The sequence below is a fragment of the Amycolatopsis sacchari genome (genome assembly GCF_900114035.1).
In the GTDB taxonomy this organism is placed as follows: domain Bacteria; phylum Actinomycetota; class Actinomycetes; order Mycobacteriales; family Pseudonocardiaceae; genus Amycolatopsis_E; species Amycolatopsis_E sacchari.
Map to the genome: position 1 here is coordinate 14,452 of NZ_FORP01000013.1, position 17,545 is coordinate 31,996.

Consider the following 17,545-nt stretch of genomic DNA (forward strand, 5'->3'; position numbering starts at 1 on the left):
CTTGTTCCGGAGGTAGCGATGTCCGAGATCTTCCCTGGCCGCTGGACCGCCCGGCTCGACTCCGGGAGTCCGGACGACACGGGCGTGGTGCTGTTCCTGATCGGCATGCGGGTCAACAAGTGGTGGCGCGTCGACCAGTACGTGTGGGTGTTCCTGGCGATGGCGCGGATGCTGCGCCACCTCGCGGAGCACCCCGAGGCGGGGATGATTCGCGCGCGCAACTGGCTGGGCCGCACCACGATGCAGGTGGGGTACTGGCGCAGCCTGGAGCACCTGGTCGCGTTCGCCGCCGACAACGACGCGCCGCACGCGCCCGCCTGGCGGCGCTACTACCGCCGTGCCAGCCAGTCCGGCGCGGTGGGCGTGTGGCACGAGACCTACCTGGTGGGCCCGGGCTCCTTCGAGGCGATCTACGCGAACATGCCGCTGTTCGGCCTGGCCGAGGCGGTGGGGCACGCCAAGGTCGACCGCACCACGTCCAGCTCCCGCCAGCGCGTGGCCCGCGGACGCGTGTCCCGGCAGACGGCGGAAGCCCACGCCGCCCGCTGAGGGTCCGCGCGTCAGCCGATCCTGCGCAGGAACTCCGGTGGCACGGCGGCGGTCAGCCACACCCCGTTGGCGCTGACGCGGAATTCGTGACCTTCCCGGCTCATCGCACCCGCGTCGACTTCCAGCACCACCGGTTTCCCCCGCCGCGAACCGACCCTGACGGCCGTCTCCCGGTCCGGGGAAAGGTGCACGTCGTGGCGGTTCATCGGGCGCAGGCCCTCGTGGAAGATCGCGGACAGGAAACGTTCGACGGTGCCGTGGTACAACACGGCCGGCGGCGTGGTGGCGGGCAGTCCGAGGTCGATTTCGACGCTGTGGCCCTGGTTCGCGCGGATCCGCTCACCGGTCGCGTCGAACGCGAACCGCTGTTTGTCGTTGCCCGCCACCACTTCTTCGAGATCGGCGCGCGTGATCCTGACCCCGTCCCCGCGCAGTGCGGCGAGCAGGGACCTCACCTCGACCCAGCCGCCGGGGCCGAGGGTGATGCCGAGGGCTGCGGGATCGTGGCGCAGGTGCCGCGCGAGGCGCTTGGAAAGCTTGACCATTTGCCGGTTGTCCATGACCGTTCCATTGGTTCATGGCCAAGCCTGCTCGCGCAAGCGGAATTGCGGCCGGCAGGCGGCGCCTACGGGGAATTGCCTTCGCGCAGGGCGGCGGCCAGCCATTCCTGGACCGCCGCCGTCCGGTCCGGGTCCGGCTTGGCGGTGCCGTTGATCGTCGCGACAAGCGTGCTGTACCGGACTACCAGGTGCATCCCGGTCATGCGGGATCGCAGCGCCGCCGCCCTGTTCCGGTCGAAGCCGATCATGCTGCGGCGGGCCTTGTCGAGGTCGTGCTCGCCGGTCATCGCGGCGAGGAAGTCGGCCGAGCTGGCCGCCATGCGCTCGGCGATCTCCCTGGCCCGCGCGGAGTCCGCGGGTGCGCCGCTCTCCCGTACCGCCTGTGCCTCCCGGTAGAGAGCCAGGTGCTGCCCGGCGCGGTCCAGCATTTCCGGCGTGGCCATCAGCTTTCCCTGTTCCGTGCCGAAAACGCGGTGGTAGTAACCGCGCACGGCAGTGCGGAACTCCTCGTCGCGCACGAGCTCGGCGAGTTCGATCCAGGCTTCGAGCTGCTCGGTCGACGGGTCCTCGGGCAGGTGCGGCCGCTGCTGGTACAACCGCTCGACGTAGCCGGGGTGGACGTCCAGCCCGTCGGTCACGAAGTCCCAGAACTCGGTGATGAGCCGCTCCCGCTCGTCGTCGGACATCGACACCAGCTTGTGCATCAGGCTCACCTGCTCCGCCGTGGTGTGCTGCCGCACGATGGTCCGCAGCACGGCGCGGCGCGCCCGGAACTGCCGCAGCTGGTCCTCCACCAGCCGCAGGTGGGTCACGGCCAGGTCGTGCAGGGTGGTCTCCGCCGCCAGCACCCCGCGGATCTCCTCCAGGCCGGCGCCCAGGTCGCGGAGGGTGCGCACGAGTTCGAGCCGGGCGATGGCGTGCACGTCGTACTGCCGGAAGCCGCCCTCGCTGAGCGCGGTGGGAGCGACGACGCCCTCGTCGGCGTAGAACCGGATCGCGCTCACGCTGAGCCCGGTGCGGCGGGCGACGTCCCCGATGGGGTAGAGCTCGTTCATGCCGGCCACTATGAGATCTCAAGCGGCTTGAGAGTCAAGGACCGACGTACGAGCCTGCCCGTTTCGTCCCAGTACAGCTCCGGCCAGTTCGGCGGGAGTTCCCACGCGGGCAGCAGATCCGGGGTCACCAGCAACTCGTCGATGACCAGTTGTCGCCTCGCCCGCTCGCTGACCGACGGGCGGCGCGCCTGCTCGGCGAAGGTCGCCACCTCGGGCATCGCACCTCCGAACCGGGGAAGGCGGTCACCGGTCGCCGGCGGGCTCCTGGGCCGAATAGTAGCGGGCGAGGGGCAGGAAGAGCTCGTCGACGATCGAGCGGATGCGGTCCGGCGGCACGGCTTCGAGGTCCACGAGCAGGTCGTGCCGCACCAGGTCGAACGGCAGGGCGAGCACCGCGGGCGGCACCCGCTCCAGGTCGATCTCGCCGCGGTCGTGCGCGCGCTGGTAGAGGGTCGCCACCCGGGACAGCCGTTGTTCGCCCAGGATCCGGTCGCGGACCTGGCCCGGGGTCAGTCCGGGACCGGTGAGGAGTCCCGAAAAGGCCGTGGCGATGGCGATGGCGAAGAAGGCGGCGCGAGCCCGGCCCATGCCGGTCAGCGCGGTGACGAGGTCGTCGCGCAGGCTGCCGGTGTCGGGCAGGTCGACCGGATGGCTGATCCGGTGGTGCTCGAGTGCCGCGAGCACGAGTTCGTCCTTGTTCGCCCAGCGGCGGTACAGCACGGCGATGCCGGTGCCCGCCCGGGTGGCGACGGACTCCATGGTCAGCTTCGCGTAACCGGCTTCGACCAGTTCCTCCCAGGCCGCGCCCAGCAGCGCGGCCTCGAGTGCGGGCCCGCGCCGCCGTTGGCGGGGAGACGGGCCGGGGGAGGAGCTCACGGCTCCCATTATAAGGAAGGGTTGCATCTCTTACCAGCCGGGCCTACTCTCGTAGGAGAGGGATCCAACTCTTATAAGGGGAACCAGGGGATGAGCACTGTGACGGAGACGGGAACACGCGGCGTTTTCTTCGCCAACGCGAGGATGAACGCGATGACCCGGGCGATGCTCGGGCGCGTGTACACCGGTGCGGCGGACACCGGCGAGACCTTGACGACGATCGACCGCATCACCGACGGCGACCTGGAGTCGTGGGTGAGGGAGTGGGAGGCGACCGCGGACCGCGTCGCGGCGATCGGCGACGACTGCGTGCGCCGGGGGCACCGGATCAGCGGCCGCAACGCGCTCCTGCGTGCCGCGACGTACTACGCGGTCTGCGTGATCGTGGCCGATGGGTGCGCGGAGCCCGAGGCCGTCCGGAAGCGGACCTTCGCCGCGTACCGCCGCCGCTGGGAGCAGTACCTGAGCCTCCTTGACAACCCGCCGCGGCCGCTGGAGATCCCCTACGAGGACACGACGATGCCCGGCTGGTTCTTCGCGGCGCCAGGGGAAGGACCGAAGCCGACGCTGGTGATGGTCAACGGAGCCGACGGTGCGGCGAGCTACCTGTGGCCCGGCTACGGTTCCGAGGCGACGCTGCGTGGCTACAACGTCGTGGTGTTCGACGGGCCGGGGCAGCAGCGCATGCTGTTCGAGCGGGGCGTGCCGTTCCGGCCCGACTGGGAGAACGTCCTCACCCCGGTCGTCGACCTGACACTGGGTCTTCCGGACGTGGACCCGGAGCGGCTCGTGCTGTACGCGGTCAGCCAGGGCGGGTACTGGGCCCCACGTGCGCTCGCGTTCGAGCACCGTTTCAAGGCCGCGGTCCTCGACGACGGCGTGGTCGACGTGTCGGCGGCCTGGCACGCCATGCTGTCGCCCGAGCAGCGGGAATCGCTGGCCGCCGGGGACCGGGACGGCTTCAACGCGGCGATCGAAGCTCTTCCGGCGCGAGTCAAGTGGAACCTCAGCTGGCGGGCTCACCCGTTCGGCTGCCCGACCTTCTACGACACGTTCGTGGAAGCGGCTCGCTACCGGATCACGCCCGAACTCGCCGCGCGGATCACGACACCGGTGCTCATCGCCGACCCCGACCAGGAGGGGTATTTCGCCGGGCAGCCCCAGCGGCTGTACGACATGATCCCGGGGGAGAAGGTGCACGTCCGCTTCACCGAAGCCGAGGGTGCCGCCGGCCACTGCGAGCCGATGGCCCGCTCCCTCGCCGCCCAGCGCTTCTTCGACTTCCTCGACGACCACGTCGGTCTCACCGGTTCGAAATGAGCCGGTCCAGCACTTCGGCGGGCGTGGGGCAGGCGCGGATCTGATCCCGCACCTGCTCGGCGGCCTGCCGGTAGCGGGGATCGGCGAGCACCTCCGTCGCGGCCGTCCCCGCGGCGCCGGTCTCGCTGATCACCCGCGCGGCTCCCACGTGCTCGGCGCGCGCGGCGTTGAACGGCTGGTCCGCCATGAACGGCTGGATGACCAGCGGCAGGCCGGCCGAGAGCGCACTGAGCACGGTTCCCGTGCCTCCGGCCGACACCACCACGTCCGCGGCGCCGAGCAACTCCGCGAGCGGGGTGAACCCGACGTGGTGGACGCGCGGGTGCGCGACGAGCTCCGCGGGGAGGTCATTGGTACAGACCACGTTGAACCCCGCTCCGGACAGCGCGGCGGCGAGCCCGGTCGCGACGCCGGGGTCCGGCAGGGTGGTGCCCAGGGTGAGCAGCGCGGTGGGTAAGCCGGGGTCGGCGAAGGAGGCCGGTCCGGGGGCCGAATCCGGGCGCTGGTAGGGCTGGAACCGCACCGGGTGGCGGTCGGCGGGCCAAGGGCCCGCGTGCAGCAGCTCCGGATAGGGGTCGAGGTAGGCGAGGCGCGGGGACGCCCGCAGGTCGTACTTCCGCAGCTCACTCGCCCACCGGTGGTCGAGCGCTTCGTGGAAGGGCGCCGGCAGCCCGCCGGAGATGCCGTGCGCGGCCCACGGGACCGCGAGTGCGGCGGCGATCATCGGTCCGACGAAGTCCAGGGGATCGCACAGCACCAGGTCCGGCGCGAACTGCCGGGCCCGCTCCAGGGCCGGGGGGAAGGTCATGTCCACCCGGGTGCCCGCGAACATCTCGGCGGCCTCGGGGCCGGGGGCGGTCCAGTCCCTGCCGAGGCGGCGGACGGTCGTCTCGCGCTGGACCCGGATCGACGGTCCCGCGACCAGCACGTCGAAAGGGGCCACCAGGTCGCGGAGGTCCATTGAGGACAGAACGGCGACGTCGTGGCCGGCGTCGCGGGCCGCGGTGGCCATCGGCAGCAGCGGTAGCAGGTGGCCGGCGACGGGCACGGCACTGATCAGCAGGCGCATGGGGGAGGACCGTAGCACCGATGCGTGCGAATCGCACGCATCGGTCGCGGCCTATGCTCGCCCGGTGGACGACGACCAGGCCGACCGGCTCCAGCGGGTGCTCAACCAGCTCATGCTGCCGCGGAACCGCAACCGGCTGTGCGCGCCGGTCATCGCCGCGGCGCCGGTCAGCCTCGATGCGCAGAGCTATTTCCTGCTGATCACCCTGGCGCGGCGCGGCCCGCTCTCCGCGGCGCAGGCGGCTGATGCGATCGGGATCGACCGCTCCGGCACCAGCCGCTACGCGGACCGGTTGAGCCGCGAAGGTCTGCTCTTTCGGGAACCCGATGCGGCCGATCGGCGGGCGAGCCTGCTCTCGCTGACTCCTGAGGGCCGCCGGCTGGCCGCCGAGTTGAACGAGGTGCTGGCCCGGAACGTGCGCTCGATGATCGGGTCCTGGCCGGAGGACCGGCTGAACGTGCTCATCGAGGGCATCGAACTCCTCCTTGGCGAGTCCTAGCCGCGGTCCCAGAACGCGCAGTCGTGCGTGGCGGCGAAATCGGTCTCGGTGCCGGGAGCGGGTGGCAGGAGTGATTGCACCCGCTGGCTGCCGTCGCCGAAGGACGGCCAGCGCGGGGTGCCCGCAGCGGTGGGCGACCCGGTCTTGGCGAAGTTCGTCCAGTACGTGCGCATGACCGTCGCCAGCTGCTGTTGCTGCGCCGACAGCGTCTTGGGGTAGGCGGCGTAGGGCAGGCCCAGCAGGTACTGGAGTTCGGACGCGTGCGGTGCGCCGTACGGGAAGCCCGCCGGGGGCAGGAAGTCCTCCGGTGCGTTCTCGTCGTTGAACTCGTAGGCGAAGGTCGGCACGAAGCGTGCGGCGGACCGGTCGATCGTCAGTGCGGGGCAGGCGAAGACCGCGTCCGTGCCGACCGCGCCGAGCGCGAGGGCCGGGCTGGGGTAGGCGGTCAGCGGGTACCGGGCGGCGACGGCCGCGGCGCGGGCCGGGGAGACCCCGAGGGCGGCGGAGATCATCGCCTGGTAGTCGGCCGCCGTGACGGGCCGGCCCGCGAGCGTGCTGCCCGCCACCATCAGCCGCCATTCGTCGTGGTTCGTGCCGTTGAGGATCGGGACGTGGTTGAACAGGCCGGTGGCCAGGGCGGTCCCCACCGGCCGCGGCAGCACCTCGGTGTCGAGGTTCGGGCGGTACTCGGTGGCCTCGTCGGCCAGGATCGTGGAGACGGGCAGGGCGCGCAGGCACGCCGCGCTCTGGTCGGCGCAGCCCGCCTTGGCGGCGAAATCCGTTCCCGCCGACTCGGCCGCCGCGAGCGTCGTCTGCGTGGTGTCGTAGGAGCCGCTCTCGGCGATCGCTCGCTCGAACAGCCCGGCCGCCTGGGGTGAGACGACCTGTGCCAGCGCGGACGCCCCGCCCGCGGACTCCCCGAAGATCGTGATGTTGTGCGCGTCCCCGTGGAAGCCGGAGATGCTGCCTCGCACCCAGCGCAGGGCGGCCTGCTGGTCCATGAGGCCGTAGTCGCCCGACTGGCCGCGTGCGTCGGCCAGTGCCGGGTGCGCCAGGAAACCGAGCGCGCCCACCCGGTAGTTGATCGTGACCACGGTGACGCCGTCGGCCACCAGTGCCGCGGGGTCGTAGAAGCTGCCCGCTCCACTGTGGAACCCGCCGCCGGGGATCCACACCATGACCGGGAAACCGGAGCGTGGCGGCTTGCGGTGGGGCGTGTAGATGTTCAGGTACAGGCAGTCTTCCGCCGTGCTGGGCCGGCCGAAGGGGCCCGTGGGTTGCGCGCAGTCGGGCGCGAACCGCGTCGCGTCCCGTACACCGGACCACTTCGAGGCCGGCTGCGGCGGCTGCCACCGCAATGCACCGACCGGCGGTGCGGCATACGGGATGCCGAGGAACTCGTCGACCGGCCCCGCGGCGAGGCCGCGGACCGGGCCGCCGCTGGTGTGGACCACCAGGTCGTCGGCGGCCGCGTGCCCGCTGGACGCGGACGTGAGCAGCGCGCCCAGGGCGGTGCCCAGGGTGACCAGCACGGCCGCCAGCCGGGCGGTCCGTCGTGCGAACATTTTCGGGCTCCCGTCTTCACAGGGTGGCGAAGAAGTTTTCGGCCGCGTCCTGCACGCGGTCCCGGTCGCCGGTGGCGAGCAGGTCGAGCAGCAGGCCGCGGATGGTCGCGATCACCAGGGTGGCCCTGCGCGTCGCCGTCGCCGGGTCGGTGCCGGGGCCTTGGGCACCGGTCAGTGCGTTCATCCAGTCCGCGACGACGTGCTCGAGGAAGTCCGGGAACTGGTGCGGCGCCTGCAAAGCGCGGCCGTAGACGGCGAAGAACAGTCTGAATTCCGCTGCCCGCCGGGGTGCGGAGGTCCGTGCCCACACCGCGCGAGCCGCGGTCGCGAGGTCGGGCTGCTGCCCGAGCGCGTCGCCGGTGGCGGCGAAGATGCGTTCCCGCAGGCGTTCGAGGACCTCCTCGAGCATCTGTTCCTTCGAGCCGAACCGGTGCACCAGCGTGGTGGGTGACACGCCGAGGGCGGTGGCCAGTGGCCGCCAGGACACTTCGGAGAACCCGTGCTCGACGGTGTAGTCGACCACCGCGTCCAGCAACTCCGCCCGCCGTTGGTGGTCGACCGGTCTGCCCGCCACGCCGCCTCCCGGTATTCTAGGCTTGAATTTCTAATACAGACGTTCAAAGAATAGGAGCAGACCGGTGCCCCCGTCAACCGTGGCGCAGGCCACCAGGCGTCACCCCGGCGGGAGGTCAGTCCACAGGGGACAATGGACGCTCGCGGAACGTCAGAGCAGGCGGCCGAGCGCCGAGGCCTGGGCGCGCAGGACCGGGAGGTAGCGGCGGCGCATCTCCTCCATGGTCACCCGCGCCACGAACACGCTGGTGCTCATGGCCGCGTGCACGCGCCCCGCCGAGTCGACGACCGGAACCGCCATCGACCGCATGCCCAGTTCCAGCTCCTCGTCGGTGACGGCGAACCCTTCCGCGGCGGCCGCCTCGATCCGGTCCCGGATCTCCGGGATCGTGGTCACCGAATGGGGAGTGGTCCTGCGTGGTTCGCAGGTGCGCAGGTACCGCTCCCGCTCCTCCTCCGGCAGCCCGGCGAGCAGGACGCGACCCGTGGCCGACGCGTACGCGGGCAGGCGCGCGCCCAGCCGCACGCCGGTGGACACGATGCGGTGCACCTCCGCCCGCGCGACGAACAGGGCGGTGCCCTCGTCGTAGACCGCGAGCGACATCGACTCGCCCAGCTCGTCGCGGCCGGCCTCCACGAAGGGCCTGGCGAGCGTCGGCAGCGTCGCGCCTTCCAGGTACGCCTCGCCCAGCCGCATCATGCGCGGGGTGGGGCGGAAGTAGCGGTCCTCCTGCACCAGGTAGCCGAGCTCGGTCAGGGTCAGCAGGCACCGGCGCGCGGCGGCGGGGGAGAGCGACACCGCGCGGGCGGCCTCCGTCACCGTCATCTGCGTCCGCTCCGCGCCGAACGCCTCGATGACGGCCAGCCCCTTGGCGAGCCCGGCCATGCCTTCGGACGGTGGGGACGGGCGGGTCCGGTCGTTCGCAGGCCTGGTGTCCGAACTCATGTGCGCAGTCTAGCCACTTCTTCGGTATCCGAAAACCGCCGGGTTTCAGAGCTTCAGCAGGGCCTCCGCGTTGCGGTGGCAGATCTTCGCCCGGTCCTCGTCGCTGATCGGCGCGTTGTCGATGAACTCCACCCCCTCGGAGTTGAGCTCGAACGGGTAGTCCACCGCGAACAGGACGCGGTCGATGCCCACCGTTTCCACGGCGCACAGCAGGGCCGGGTCCGAGAAGTGCCCGCTGGTGGTGATGTAGAAGTTCTCCCTGAGGTAGTCCAGCGGTTCCTTGCGCAGCGTGGTGCCGAAGCTGGCGCGCTTGAAGCTCCGGTTCAGCCGCCACGCCATGTACGGGATGTTCTCGCCCATGTGCCCGAGGATGAGGTTGAAGCGCGGGAACGCGTCGAAGACACCGCTGAACAACAGGCGCAACGCGTGGGTGCCGGCCTCGAACGCGAAGCCCCAGCTCGGCCCGAGCAGCTCCGGGTGACCTTCGAAGATGCGCAGCTCGTCCGCCTGCTGGGGGCGCACCGGGTGCAGGTAGAGCGGCACGCCGAGCGCCTGCGCCCGCTCGTAGACGGGCCAGAAGTCCTTGTGGTCCAGGTAGCGGCCGCACGAGTGACCGTTGATCATCGCGCCACGCAGGCCCAGTTCGCGCACGGCGCGTTCGAGCTCGTCGGCCGCGGCGGCCGGGTCCTGCAGGGGCAGGACGGCGAAACCGGCGAACCGGCCGGGGTGCGCGGCCACCCGGCCGGCGAGGTAGTCGTTGGTCGCCTGGGCGGCCTTCACCGCCGTGGCGGCGTCCGGCTCGGCCTGGATCCCCGGCTGGCGCAGGGACAGGACCTGCGTGGTGATGCCGTTCTCGTCCATGTCCCGCAACCGCTGCTCGCCGATGTCGAGCGTGTGCCCCAGTACGTACTCGACGTGGCTGGGGTCGATGACGAACTTCGAGCCGCGGGAGTAGCGGTCGTAGAGCTCCTCGGTGACGAAGTGCTCCTCGAGCGCGATGCGTTTCATCGAGACCTGCTTTCGGATAACGAACGAACCAACGAATATCGAAAAGTACAGCAGGCATCGGCAACAGGTGTCAAGGCGCGGGCTCTTGTGGTGCACCAGGCACTATCGACGCGCGGTGCCCTCTTGACACATCGGGTTAAGCTGAGGAATCCGTTCGGTGTTCGAAGAGAATTTCGCTATCCGAATACCGGCGATCCCGGAAGGACTGTCCCATGACACCACGGCGTCTCACCGCGAGTTCCCAGATCTTGTTGCTCCTCGGCTTCCTCGTGCCCTTCGTCGTGTCCGGGTTCCGGGGCATGCCGATGGGAGCCAGTCCGGTGGCGCTCGCGGCGAGCGTCGTCCTCTGGGTCGCCGGTCTCGTGGTGGGGTACCGGGCGTTCCAGGCCCGGCGGCCCGCCGCCGAGCGGGGCTGGCGCGGGGTCTGCGCGTACGTCGCCGGCACCTCGGCGACCTGGCTCATGCTCGGTATCGGAGTCGGGTTCGTCTACCACCCGACCGTCTCCCACACCTTCGTCGGCACGCACTTCAGCTCGATACTGGCGATCACCCTCGTGGTGATGGGGGTGCAGATCATGGGCCGGGAGTGGCTGGGGGTGGCCCGCAACCTCCGCGCCGTGTCGGTCGTGGTCGTGCTCAGGTGGCTCGTCATGCCCCTGGTCGGCTACTGCGTTTCCTTCGTCGCCTTCCGGTTGCTGCTGCCCGCGCACCTGGCGGACGACCTCGCGATCGGCATGATCCTGCTGTGCACCTCGCCGACCGGTGCGGCCTCGAACAGCCTCACCCTCATCGCGCGCGGCGATCTCGCGCTGTCGGTTTCGGCCACCACGGTCAACGTGCTGCTCGCGCCGTTCCTGCAGCCGCTGCTGGTGAAACTGTTCGTCGGCAGCAGCACTTCCGTGGACGCCCACGGGATGTTCGTCGACCTCGCCACGACGGTCCTGGTCCCCGTCGTGGTGGCGAGCATCTTCGGCACGCTGTTCCCGAGGGTCGTCGAGGCGGTCAAACCCGTGCTGGGGCCGCTCGCCGTGCTGTCGCTGGCCTGCGTGCTCACGGGAACCGTCTCCAAGGGCACCGCCACCATGCTCAACAACCTCTACGTGCTCGGTTACGTCGCCGCCGCGTGCGTGGTCCAGGGCCTTGCCGGGCTGTCGCTGGGCTACTTCATCCCGAAGTACCTGCGGTTCACCACCGAACAGCGCATCGCGTCGTGCTTCGAGGTCGGGGTGGAGAACGCCGCGATCGCGCCCGCGCTGGCGGCCAGCTACTTCGGTCCGCTCGCGATCGTGCCGGCCGTGGTGTACGGCAAGACCCAGAACCTGCTGGCGGTGATGGTCTTCGCCCGCCGGTTCCAGCGGCGCGACCAGCCGGGCCGGGAGGCTCCGACGCAGCGGGTGCCGGACTCGGCGGTGGCCGACTGACCTCGCCGACCTACCTGCCCGCTACCTGCTTCACCGCCTCGGTGAAGCTGAGGGGCTGACGCGGCAGGATGCGCTGGATGGGGCCGGGGTCGCCGACCGAATCGGTCTTGAGGCCGGCCAGGAAGGCACGCAGCGAGCCGCGGGGCATGCGGCTCACCCGCTCGATCAGCGGCGCGGCCATGGCGAGCGGCCACCGCGGGAGGTGGAGCTTCACGGTGCGGCCGCGCCCGAGCACGCCGGCGGCCAGGTCGACCATCTGGTTGTAGCTCAGGATTTCGCTGCCGCCGACGTCGAAGGCCTGGCCGAACGTTTCCGGCCGGGCCAGCGAGCCGACCAGGTAGTAGGCGAGGTCGGTCACGGCAATGTGCTGGAAGCGCTGTCTGCCGTTGCCCAGTATCACCGAGACCGGGTTCCTGGCCTGGCTCATCAGGACGCCGAACCCCCGCCCGCCGGTACCCACGATCATGCCGGGGCGGAAGACCGTCACGTCCAGGCCGCTGTCGAACAGGTACTGCTCGGCCTTCCAGCGGCCCCGCGTCCACGGGTTCTCGGCGTCGGGTCTGACGCCGAGGAACGTGACGTAGACGAGCCGTCCGACGTTGTTCGCCCGGCACCCGGCGACGATGTTCCGCAGGCCCTCGAGTTCGGTTTCGACGAAGTCGGCCGACGCGTCCGTCCCGCGCGCCCGGGGGAGCAGCGTGTGCACGCACACGACGACGGCGTCCATCGAATCCAGCGCCCGCCCCATGGACCCCGCGTCGGTGATGTCGCCCTTGACGACCTCGCAGCCACGGGCGGCGAGGTCCTCGATCGCCTCGGGCCTGCGGGCGACGCAGCGCACGCGGTAGCCCTTTTCGAGCAGTTCGCCGACCGCGTGACGGCCGACGAACCCGGACGCGCCGATCACGAGCACAGACGAGATGTCTCTGGCTTCCATGATGGCAGCGTAGGACTAATTGGCAGTCGCTGTCAAAATGAAGGTAGCGGTCATATTGACACCGGTCGGGTAAGCTCGGCGGCGTGGAGGACGAGGAACGCAGGCCGCTCACGCTGCGCGAACGGTCCCGGCAGATGGCCGGGCGGGAGATCAGCGACACCGCGCTGCGGCTGTTCACCGAGCAGGGCTTCGAGCAGACGACGATCGCGCAGATCGCCCGCGAGGCCGGCGTCTCCCAGCGGACGCTGTTCCGCTACTTCGGCACGAAGGAAGACCTCATCGGTGGCGACGAGGAGATGTTCGCGGCGGTCCTGGTGGACACCGTCCGGAGGCAGCCCGCCGACGTCTCCGCCTGGACCGCCCTGCGCGCGGGCTTCCTCGCCACGCTGTCGTCCGGCCGGCCGGACCAGCTGCTCGAACGGATGCGCGTCATCCTGGGCACCGCGTCCCTGCGCGCCCGCTTCATCGAGAAGCGGCTGCGCATGCAGGACGCGCTGTTGCCGGTCGTCGAGGCGAGAATGGGCATCGAGGACCCGGGCCCCGACCCGCGCGCGCGTGCGCTGATCGCCGCGGCCGCCGCCTGCGCGGACGCGGCGCTGGAAACCTGGGTCGCCGGCGACGGCCGCGCCGAGATCAGCACGCTCTTCGACCAGTGCGCCGCCGTGCTCCGCACCGAGTGCGGCTGAGTTCTCAGCGCAGGAAGCGCGTGGCAGGCATGGGCGGTTCGGCGGCAGCCGAACCGCCTGTCAGAGAGAACACCTGACGGTCGGCCCGGTCGAATTCAGGCCAGTCCGGACGTCCGGAGCGGGCGAACTCGATCCAGCGCCCGTGCACGGAGTCCGCCAGTTCCTGGGGGCGGGCCATCCCGAGGACGCCGTGGGCGCCCCGTGCGGCGTCCAGCGTGTCGAAGACGAACGGCAGCTCCACCGCGTGTGCGGCACCGAATTCGCCGCCCAGTGCCGGTGAGCGCCAGTCGAACTCGCACACCCAGGAGCGGCCGGTGTGCACCTCGGCCGTCCGGCGTGCCATGGACCGGAACATCAGGTCGGTCAACGCGCGGGCGAGCACGTGGCCGGGCTTGTGGCCCGGGTCGTCGAAGCCGTAGGCGGTGAGCGCCTCTCGCGCGCGTGCCAGCCCCCGTTCCAGGAACAGCACCGCCGTTTCCCGGTCGATGGTGTCCCGCAGGCCACCGGGCACGAGGAACAGGTTCGCCTCTTCCGCGTTGGTGCTGATGAGAAGGTCCACATCACGTCCCGCGCCCTGGCGGAGGGCGTCCAGCGGCGGCACCGGCAGGACATCGTCGCCGTGTACGGGCAGGAACCGCGTGAGACCGAAGCTGGGGTCCGTGCCGCTGGCGTCGCGCAGGTCGATCCTGGCTTCGGGGGTCATGATCCACGCCTGTGCTTCGAGCATCCTCTCGACGCTCACCGCCAGGAAACCGTCCCGGTCCGGGGCGACGCCGAGGTAGCGGGCGGTTTGCTCGGAAACCTGGCGCAGGAGCGCTTCGTCGCGGCTGGCGTACGCGTGCCCGCTCTGGCAGATCGCGCGGTGGAAGAGCCCTCGGGCGAGGGGAGAGGTCATCAGCGCGGCCACGCAGTAGGCGCCTCCTGATTCGCCGAACATCGTGACGTTGTGCGGGTCCCCGCCGAACTGGTGCGCGTTCCGCGCCACCCACCGCAGTGCCGCGATCATGTCCCGCAGCCCGAGGTTGGTGGGCACCCCGTCCAGTGGCAGGAACCCTTCGATGCCGAGACGGTAGTTGATCACCACGCAGACGACGCCGTCACGCGCGAAGGCGCGCCCGTCGGTGACCGGTGCGTCCTTGCTTCCCGCGACGAAGCTGCCCCCGTGGACGAACACCATCACAGGAAGTGCCGCCGAGGCTCGCACCGGAGCGAAAACGTTGAGGGTCAGGTAATCCGGGCCCGCAACCCCGGAAGTCGCGGCGAAGGGACCGAGGGCGATTTCGGACGGTGGGGGAGGGTTCTGCGGCGCTGACGGACCCGGCCGCGTGGCGTCCCGGATCCCGCTCCACGGTTCGACGGGAGCCGGTGTCCGGAAACGGCGCCCGTTCGTCAGCGGTGCGGCGTAGGGCAGGCTGTAGAAGCACTGCACGCCTTGCGCCACAACACCCTCGGCCGTCCCGTCGGACAGCCGGACGCGGATCCTGTCCGAGGTCATGGTGCTCCTTCAGATCGTGAAACCGCCGCCGCAGACGAGGGTCTGGGCGCTGATGTAGTCGGATTCGGGCAGGCACAGCAGGTACACCGCACCGGCGGCCTCCGCCGGGGTGCCCGCGCGGCCGAGCGGGATCTGCCGTTCCATCGTGGCGAGCAGGTCCGGGTTGACCCCGACCCGGATCTCGCGGCCCGCGACGTCGATGGTGCTGCCCTCGTCGGCGGTGGCGTCGGTCAAGCGCGTCCTGATCAGTCCGAACGCGACGGTGTTGACCGTGACGTTGTACCGGCCCCACTCCTTGGCGAGTGCCTTCGTCAGGCCGGTGACGCCCGCCTTCGCCGCGGAGTAGTTGACCTGCCCGGCGCTGCCCCCGAGCCCCGCGATCGAGGAGATGTTCACGACCTTCCGGCACGGCACCGGCTCGCCGTTCTCCTTCGCGGCCTTGACCAGGCGCGAGATGACCGGCTGCGCGGCGCGCAGGATGCGGAACGGGGCCTTGAGGTGGACGTCGAGGATCGCGTCCCACTGCTCGTCGGTCATCTTCTGCACGACCGAATCCCACGTGTAACCGGCGTTGTTGACGATGATGTCCAGCCCGCCGAAGGAGTCCGTGGCGGCGCGGACGAACCGGTCGGCGAAGCCGTCCTCCGTGACGCTGCCGGCGCACGCGACCGCCCTTCCCCCGGCCGCCTCGATCGCCGCGACGGTCTCCTTCGCCGGGGCCTCGTCGAGGTCGTTGACGACGACCGCGGCGCCCTCCGCGGCGAGCTTGCGGGCGAGCTCCGCGCCGATGCCCCGGCCCGAACCGGTGACGAGTGCCGTCTTACCGTCGAGTTTTCCCATGACTGTCCTGCCTTTTCCGGTCAGGCGAGCGCGATCGCGGCTTCGCCGGTGAGGGTGGTGGTGCCGTCGTCGAGGGTCACCGCGACCTCGACGGTGGCCACGCCGCCGGTGAGCGCGGTGACGCGCCCGGTGCAGGTCGGCCTGGTGTGCACGGGCGTGATCGCCGCGAACCGGACGCGGTAGGCGCGGATGCGCTCCTGCGGCACCCAGTCGGTGAGGAGGCGGCCGAGGTAGGCCATCGAGAGCATGCCGTGGGCGAACACGTCGTCGAGCCCGGCGCCGCGCGCGACGTCGAGGTCGAGGTGGATCGGGTTGTGGTCGCCCGAAGCACCCGCGAACAGGGCCAGTGTGGTGCGGGAGATGGGCTCAGCGGTGAACGCCGGGAGTTCGTCGCCGACCTGGATCACGGGGCCGCCTCCGGGTTCCGCACGACGAGGGTCGAAGTGGCGTCCGCGACCGGCTCGCCGCCGCGGGTGATCTCGGTCTTCTTCACGAGGAACTCGAGCGCGCCGCCCTTCTTGGCGAACACGTCGACGATGCGGGGCCGCAGGGTGAGGGTGTCCCCGGCGTGCGCGAGCGAATGGTAGGTGAAGGCCTGTTCGCCGTGCAGCACGTCCCGCAGGTCGACGCCGAGCGCGGTGAGGTAGGCGAACGGATCGGGGGATTCGAGTTCCAGGCTGAAGAAGAACGTGGGCGGCACCGGGAGGTCCGGATGACCGGCGGCCTCGGCGGCGTCGGGATCGGAGTACACGGGATCGTGCTGGCCGGTCGCCCGCGCGAAGAACGCCAGCCTGCCCCGCTCGACGGCCACCGTGATCGGGTCCAGCGCGAGCGCCTTCGCCCGGCCGGGATCGATCGCCATCAGCGGACCTTCTCGTAGAGGGTGACCACCGCGGCGCCGCCGAGCCCGATGTTGTGCTGCAGCGCGATGTTCGCGCCCTCGACCTGTCGCGGGCCGGCTTCGCCGCGCAGCTGCCACACCAGTTCGGCGCACTGCGCGAGACCCGTGGCACCGAGCGGGTGGCCCTTGGACAGCAACCCGCCCGAGGGGTTGGTGACCACGCGGCCGCCATAGGTGTTGTCACCGTCGGCGATGAACTTTTCGGCCGTGCCCTCCGGGGTCAGCCCGAGCGCCTCGTAGGACAGCAGTTCGTTCGTCGTGAAGCAGTCGTGCAACTCCACCACGGGAATGTCCTCTGGGGACACACCGGCGGTTTCGTAGACCTGGTGCGCGGCGGACTTCGTCATGTCGTACCCGACGAGCTTCATCAGGTCGCCGCCGAAGCTGGCCGGGGTGTCGGTGGTCATGGCCTGCGCCGTGATGACGACGCCGGTGCGCAGCCCGTGGCGGCGCGCGAACTCCTCGCTCACCACCACCGCCGCCGCGGCGCCGCACGTGGGCGGGCAGCACTGGAGCCGGGTGAGCGGCCCGGTGATGCGCGGTGACGCGAGCACCTCCTCGACCGTGACCTGCCCGGTGAACACCGCGTAGGGGTTGTTCGCGGCGTGGCGCCGCGCCTTGACCGCGATCCGCGCGAACACCCGCGGGTCCAGGCCGTAGCGCTCGCAGTACGCCGCACCGGCACCGCCGAAGTACCGCGGCGCCATCGGCACGTCCGCACCGTCGTCACCCAGCACCGCGTCGAACCGCGCGAACGGGCTGGGCCGGTCGTCCCAGTACCCTTTCAGCGCACCACGCCGCATCTGCTCGAACCCGAAGGCCAGTACGCAGTCCGCCGCCCCCGAGGTCACGGCCTGCCGCGCCAGGAACAGCGCCGAGGACCCCGTCGAGCAGTTGTTGCTGACGTTGATCACCGGCACGCCCGTCATGCCGACCCGGTACAGCGCGTTCTGCCCGCTGGTCGAGTCGCCGTACACGTAACCGGCGTAGGCCTGCTCCACCCGGTCCAAGCCGATCCCGGCGTCGGTCAGCGCGGCCCGCACCGCGGTCTCGGCCAGCACGTCATAGCTCTTGCTCCGGCTCGGCGTCGCGAAGGGCACCATCCCCACGCCCGCCACCGCCGCCCGTCGGCCCATTCGGGCACCTCCCGCGGTCGTCTGTATCGGATATTCACTTAGTACCACTATCAGCATTGACAGAGGAAGACTTTGATCCGATAGTTGCGATAACGGAGATTCACAACGG

At 70.7% G+C, this 17,545-nt stretch carries 20 protein-coding genes; 5 read left to right on the forward strand and 15 right to left on the reverse strand.

Annotation, left to right across the window (positions count from 1 at the left end; translation table 11 throughout):
• Positions 1-18 precede the first annotated feature (18 nt).
• Positions 19-549 carry a DUF4188 domain-containing protein gene (locus tag BMZ92_RS21235; protein ID WP_091510419.1) on the forward strand — a complete coding sequence of 177 codons (531 nt, stop codon included), beginning with the start codon at positions 19-21 and terminating at the stop codon, positions 547-549.
• Positions 550-560: 11 nt separating this feature from the next.
• Here BMZ92_RS21235 and BMZ92_RS21240 read toward each other — a convergent pair whose 3' ends face one another.
• The 4 genes from BMZ92_RS21240 to BMZ92_RS21255 form a co-directional block, all read right to left on the reverse strand.
• On the reverse strand, positions 561-1,109 hold the full coding sequence (locus tag BMZ92_RS21240; RefSeq protein ID WP_091510422.1) for an RNA 2'-phosphotransferase: 549 nt from the start codon (positions 1,107-1,109) through the stop codon (positions 561-563).
• Positions 1,110-1,174: 65 nt separating this feature from the next.
• Positions 1,175-2,164 (reverse strand): MerR family transcriptional regulator, encoded by a 990-nt coding sequence (locus BMZ92_RS21245; protein WP_091510797.1) that lies wholly within the window; start codon positions 2,162-2,164, stop codon positions 1,175-1,177.
• A gap of 8 nt (positions 2,165-2,172) precedes the next feature.
• Positions 2,173-2,382, reverse strand: coding sequence for a hypothetical protein (locus BMZ92_RS21250; RefSeq protein WP_091510423.1), 210 nt, complete (start codon positions 2,380-2,382; stop codon positions 2,173-2,175).
• A 25-nt stretch (positions 2,383-2,407) separates the two neighbouring features.
• Positions 2,408-3,040, reverse strand: coding sequence for a TetR/AcrR family transcriptional regulator (locus BMZ92_RS21255; RefSeq protein WP_245783180.1), 633 nt, complete (start codon positions 3,038-3,040; stop codon positions 2,408-2,410).
• 90 nt (positions 3,041-3,130) lie between these two features.
• On the opposite strand from BMZ92_RS21255, the gene BMZ92_RS21260 reads away from it, so the two are divergent.
• Positions 3,131-4,360: an alpha/beta hydrolase family protein gene (locus tag BMZ92_RS21260; RefSeq protein ID WP_091510427.1), complete on the forward strand. Its 1,230-nt coding sequence runs from the start codon at positions 3,131-3,133 to the stop codon at positions 4,358-4,360.
• On the opposite strand, the gene BMZ92_RS21265 is transcribed toward BMZ92_RS21260, so the two are convergent.
• Complete coding sequence (locus BMZ92_RS21265) at positions 4,344-5,429, reverse strand: glycosyltransferase (RefSeq protein ID WP_091510430.1); 1,086 nt, start codon at positions 5,427-5,429, stop codon at positions 4,344-4,346. The two genes, BMZ92_RS21260 and BMZ92_RS21265, sit on opposite strands and share 17 nt — an antisense overlap.
• Positions 5,430-5,493: 64 nt before the next feature.
• On the opposite strand from BMZ92_RS21265, the gene BMZ92_RS21270 reads away from it, so the two are divergent.
• On the forward strand, positions 5,494-5,928 hold the full coding sequence (locus tag BMZ92_RS21270) for a MarR family winged helix-turn-helix transcriptional regulator (RefSeq protein WP_218153514.1): 435 nt from the start codon (positions 5,494-5,496) through the stop codon (positions 5,926-5,928).
• On the opposite strand, the gene BMZ92_RS21275 is transcribed toward BMZ92_RS21270, so the two are convergent.
• The 4 genes from BMZ92_RS21275 to BMZ92_RS21290 form a co-directional block, all read right to left on the reverse strand.
• Positions 5,925-7,493 carry a carboxylesterase/lipase family protein gene (locus BMZ92_RS21275; protein ID WP_091510434.1) on the reverse strand — a complete coding sequence of 523 codons (1,569 nt, stop codon included), beginning with the start codon at positions 7,491-7,493 and terminating at the stop codon, positions 5,925-5,927. The two genes, BMZ92_RS21270 and BMZ92_RS21275, sit on opposite strands and share 4 nt — an antisense overlap.
• A 16-nt stretch (positions 7,494-7,509) precedes the next feature.
• Positions 7,510-8,067 (reverse strand): TetR/AcrR family transcriptional regulator, encoded by a 558-nt coding sequence (locus BMZ92_RS21280; RefSeq protein WP_091510437.1) that lies wholly within the window; start codon positions 8,065-8,067, stop codon positions 7,510-7,512.
• Positions 8,068-8,217: 150 nt separating this feature from the next.
• A complete protein-coding gene (locus tag BMZ92_RS21285) occupies positions 8,218-9,012 on the reverse strand; it encodes an IclR family transcriptional regulator domain-containing protein (RefSeq protein WP_218153515.1) in 795 nt (264 codons plus the stop codon).
• 45 nt (positions 9,013-9,057) lie between these two features.
• Positions 9,058-10,020 (reverse strand): amidohydrolase family protein, encoded by a 963-nt coding sequence (locus BMZ92_RS21290; RefSeq protein WP_091510443.1) that lies wholly within the window; start codon positions 10,018-10,020, stop codon positions 9,058-9,060.
• Positions 10,021-10,232: 212 nt separating this feature from the next.
• On the opposite strand from BMZ92_RS21290, the gene BMZ92_RS21295 reads away from it, so the two are divergent.
• Positions 10,233-11,441: a bile acid:sodium symporter family protein gene (locus BMZ92_RS21295; RefSeq protein WP_091510445.1), complete on the forward strand. Its 1,209-nt coding sequence runs from the start codon at positions 10,233-10,235 to the stop codon at positions 11,439-11,441.
• A gap of 10 nt (positions 11,442-11,451) precedes the next feature.
• Here the strand turns inward: BMZ92_RS21295 and BMZ92_RS21300 are convergent, their stop codons facing one another.
• Complete coding sequence (locus BMZ92_RS21300; protein WP_091510448.1) at positions 11,452-12,378, reverse strand: SDR family oxidoreductase; 927 nt, start codon at positions 12,376-12,378, stop codon at positions 11,452-11,454.
• Between the two features lie 83 nt (positions 12,379-12,461).
• Here BMZ92_RS21300 and BMZ92_RS21305 point away from each other — a divergent pair, with 83 nt between their 5' ends.
• A complete protein-coding gene (locus BMZ92_RS21305) occupies positions 12,462-13,064 on the forward strand; it encodes a TetR/AcrR family transcriptional regulator (RefSeq protein ID WP_245783181.1) in 603 nt (200 codons plus the stop codon).
• 4 nt (positions 13,065-13,068) lie between these two features.
• On the opposite strand, the gene BMZ92_RS21310 is transcribed toward BMZ92_RS21305, so the two are convergent.
• The 5 genes from BMZ92_RS21310 to BMZ92_RS21330 are packed head-to-tail and all read right to left on the reverse strand — an operon-like array spanning position 13,069 to position 17,436.
• Complete coding sequence (locus BMZ92_RS21310) at positions 13,069-14,559, reverse strand: carboxylesterase/lipase family protein (RefSeq protein WP_091510450.1); 1,491 nt, start codon at positions 14,557-14,559, stop codon at positions 13,069-13,071.
• A 9-nt stretch (positions 14,560-14,568) separates the two neighbouring features.
• Complete coding sequence (locus BMZ92_RS21315; RefSeq protein WP_091510452.1) at positions 14,569-15,399, reverse strand: SDR family NAD(P)-dependent oxidoreductase; 831 nt, start codon at positions 15,397-15,399, stop codon at positions 14,569-14,571.
• A gap of 20 nt (positions 15,400-15,419) precedes the next feature.
• Entirely contained in the window at positions 15,420-15,806 is a 387-nt protein-coding gene (locus BMZ92_RS21320; protein WP_218153516.1) for a MaoC/PaaZ C-terminal domain-containing protein, read from the reverse strand.
• The gene (locus BMZ92_RS21325) at positions 15,803-16,261 is read right to left on the reverse strand and encodes a MaoC family dehydratase N-terminal domain-containing protein (protein ID WP_091510455.1); all 459 of its coding nucleotides are present in this window, start codon (positions 16,259-16,261) and stop codon (positions 15,803-15,805) included. The genes BMZ92_RS21320 and BMZ92_RS21325 overlap by 4 nt, the downstream gene beginning before the upstream one ends.
• Positions 16,261-17,436 carry a lipid-transfer protein gene (locus tag BMZ92_RS21330; protein WP_091510456.1) on the reverse strand — a complete coding sequence of 392 codons (1,176 nt, stop codon included), beginning with the start codon at positions 17,434-17,436 and terminating at the stop codon, positions 16,261-16,263. Before BMZ92_RS21330 ends, BMZ92_RS21325 begins: the two co-directional genes overlap by 1 nt.
• Positions 17,437-17,545 lie beyond the last annotated feature (109 nt).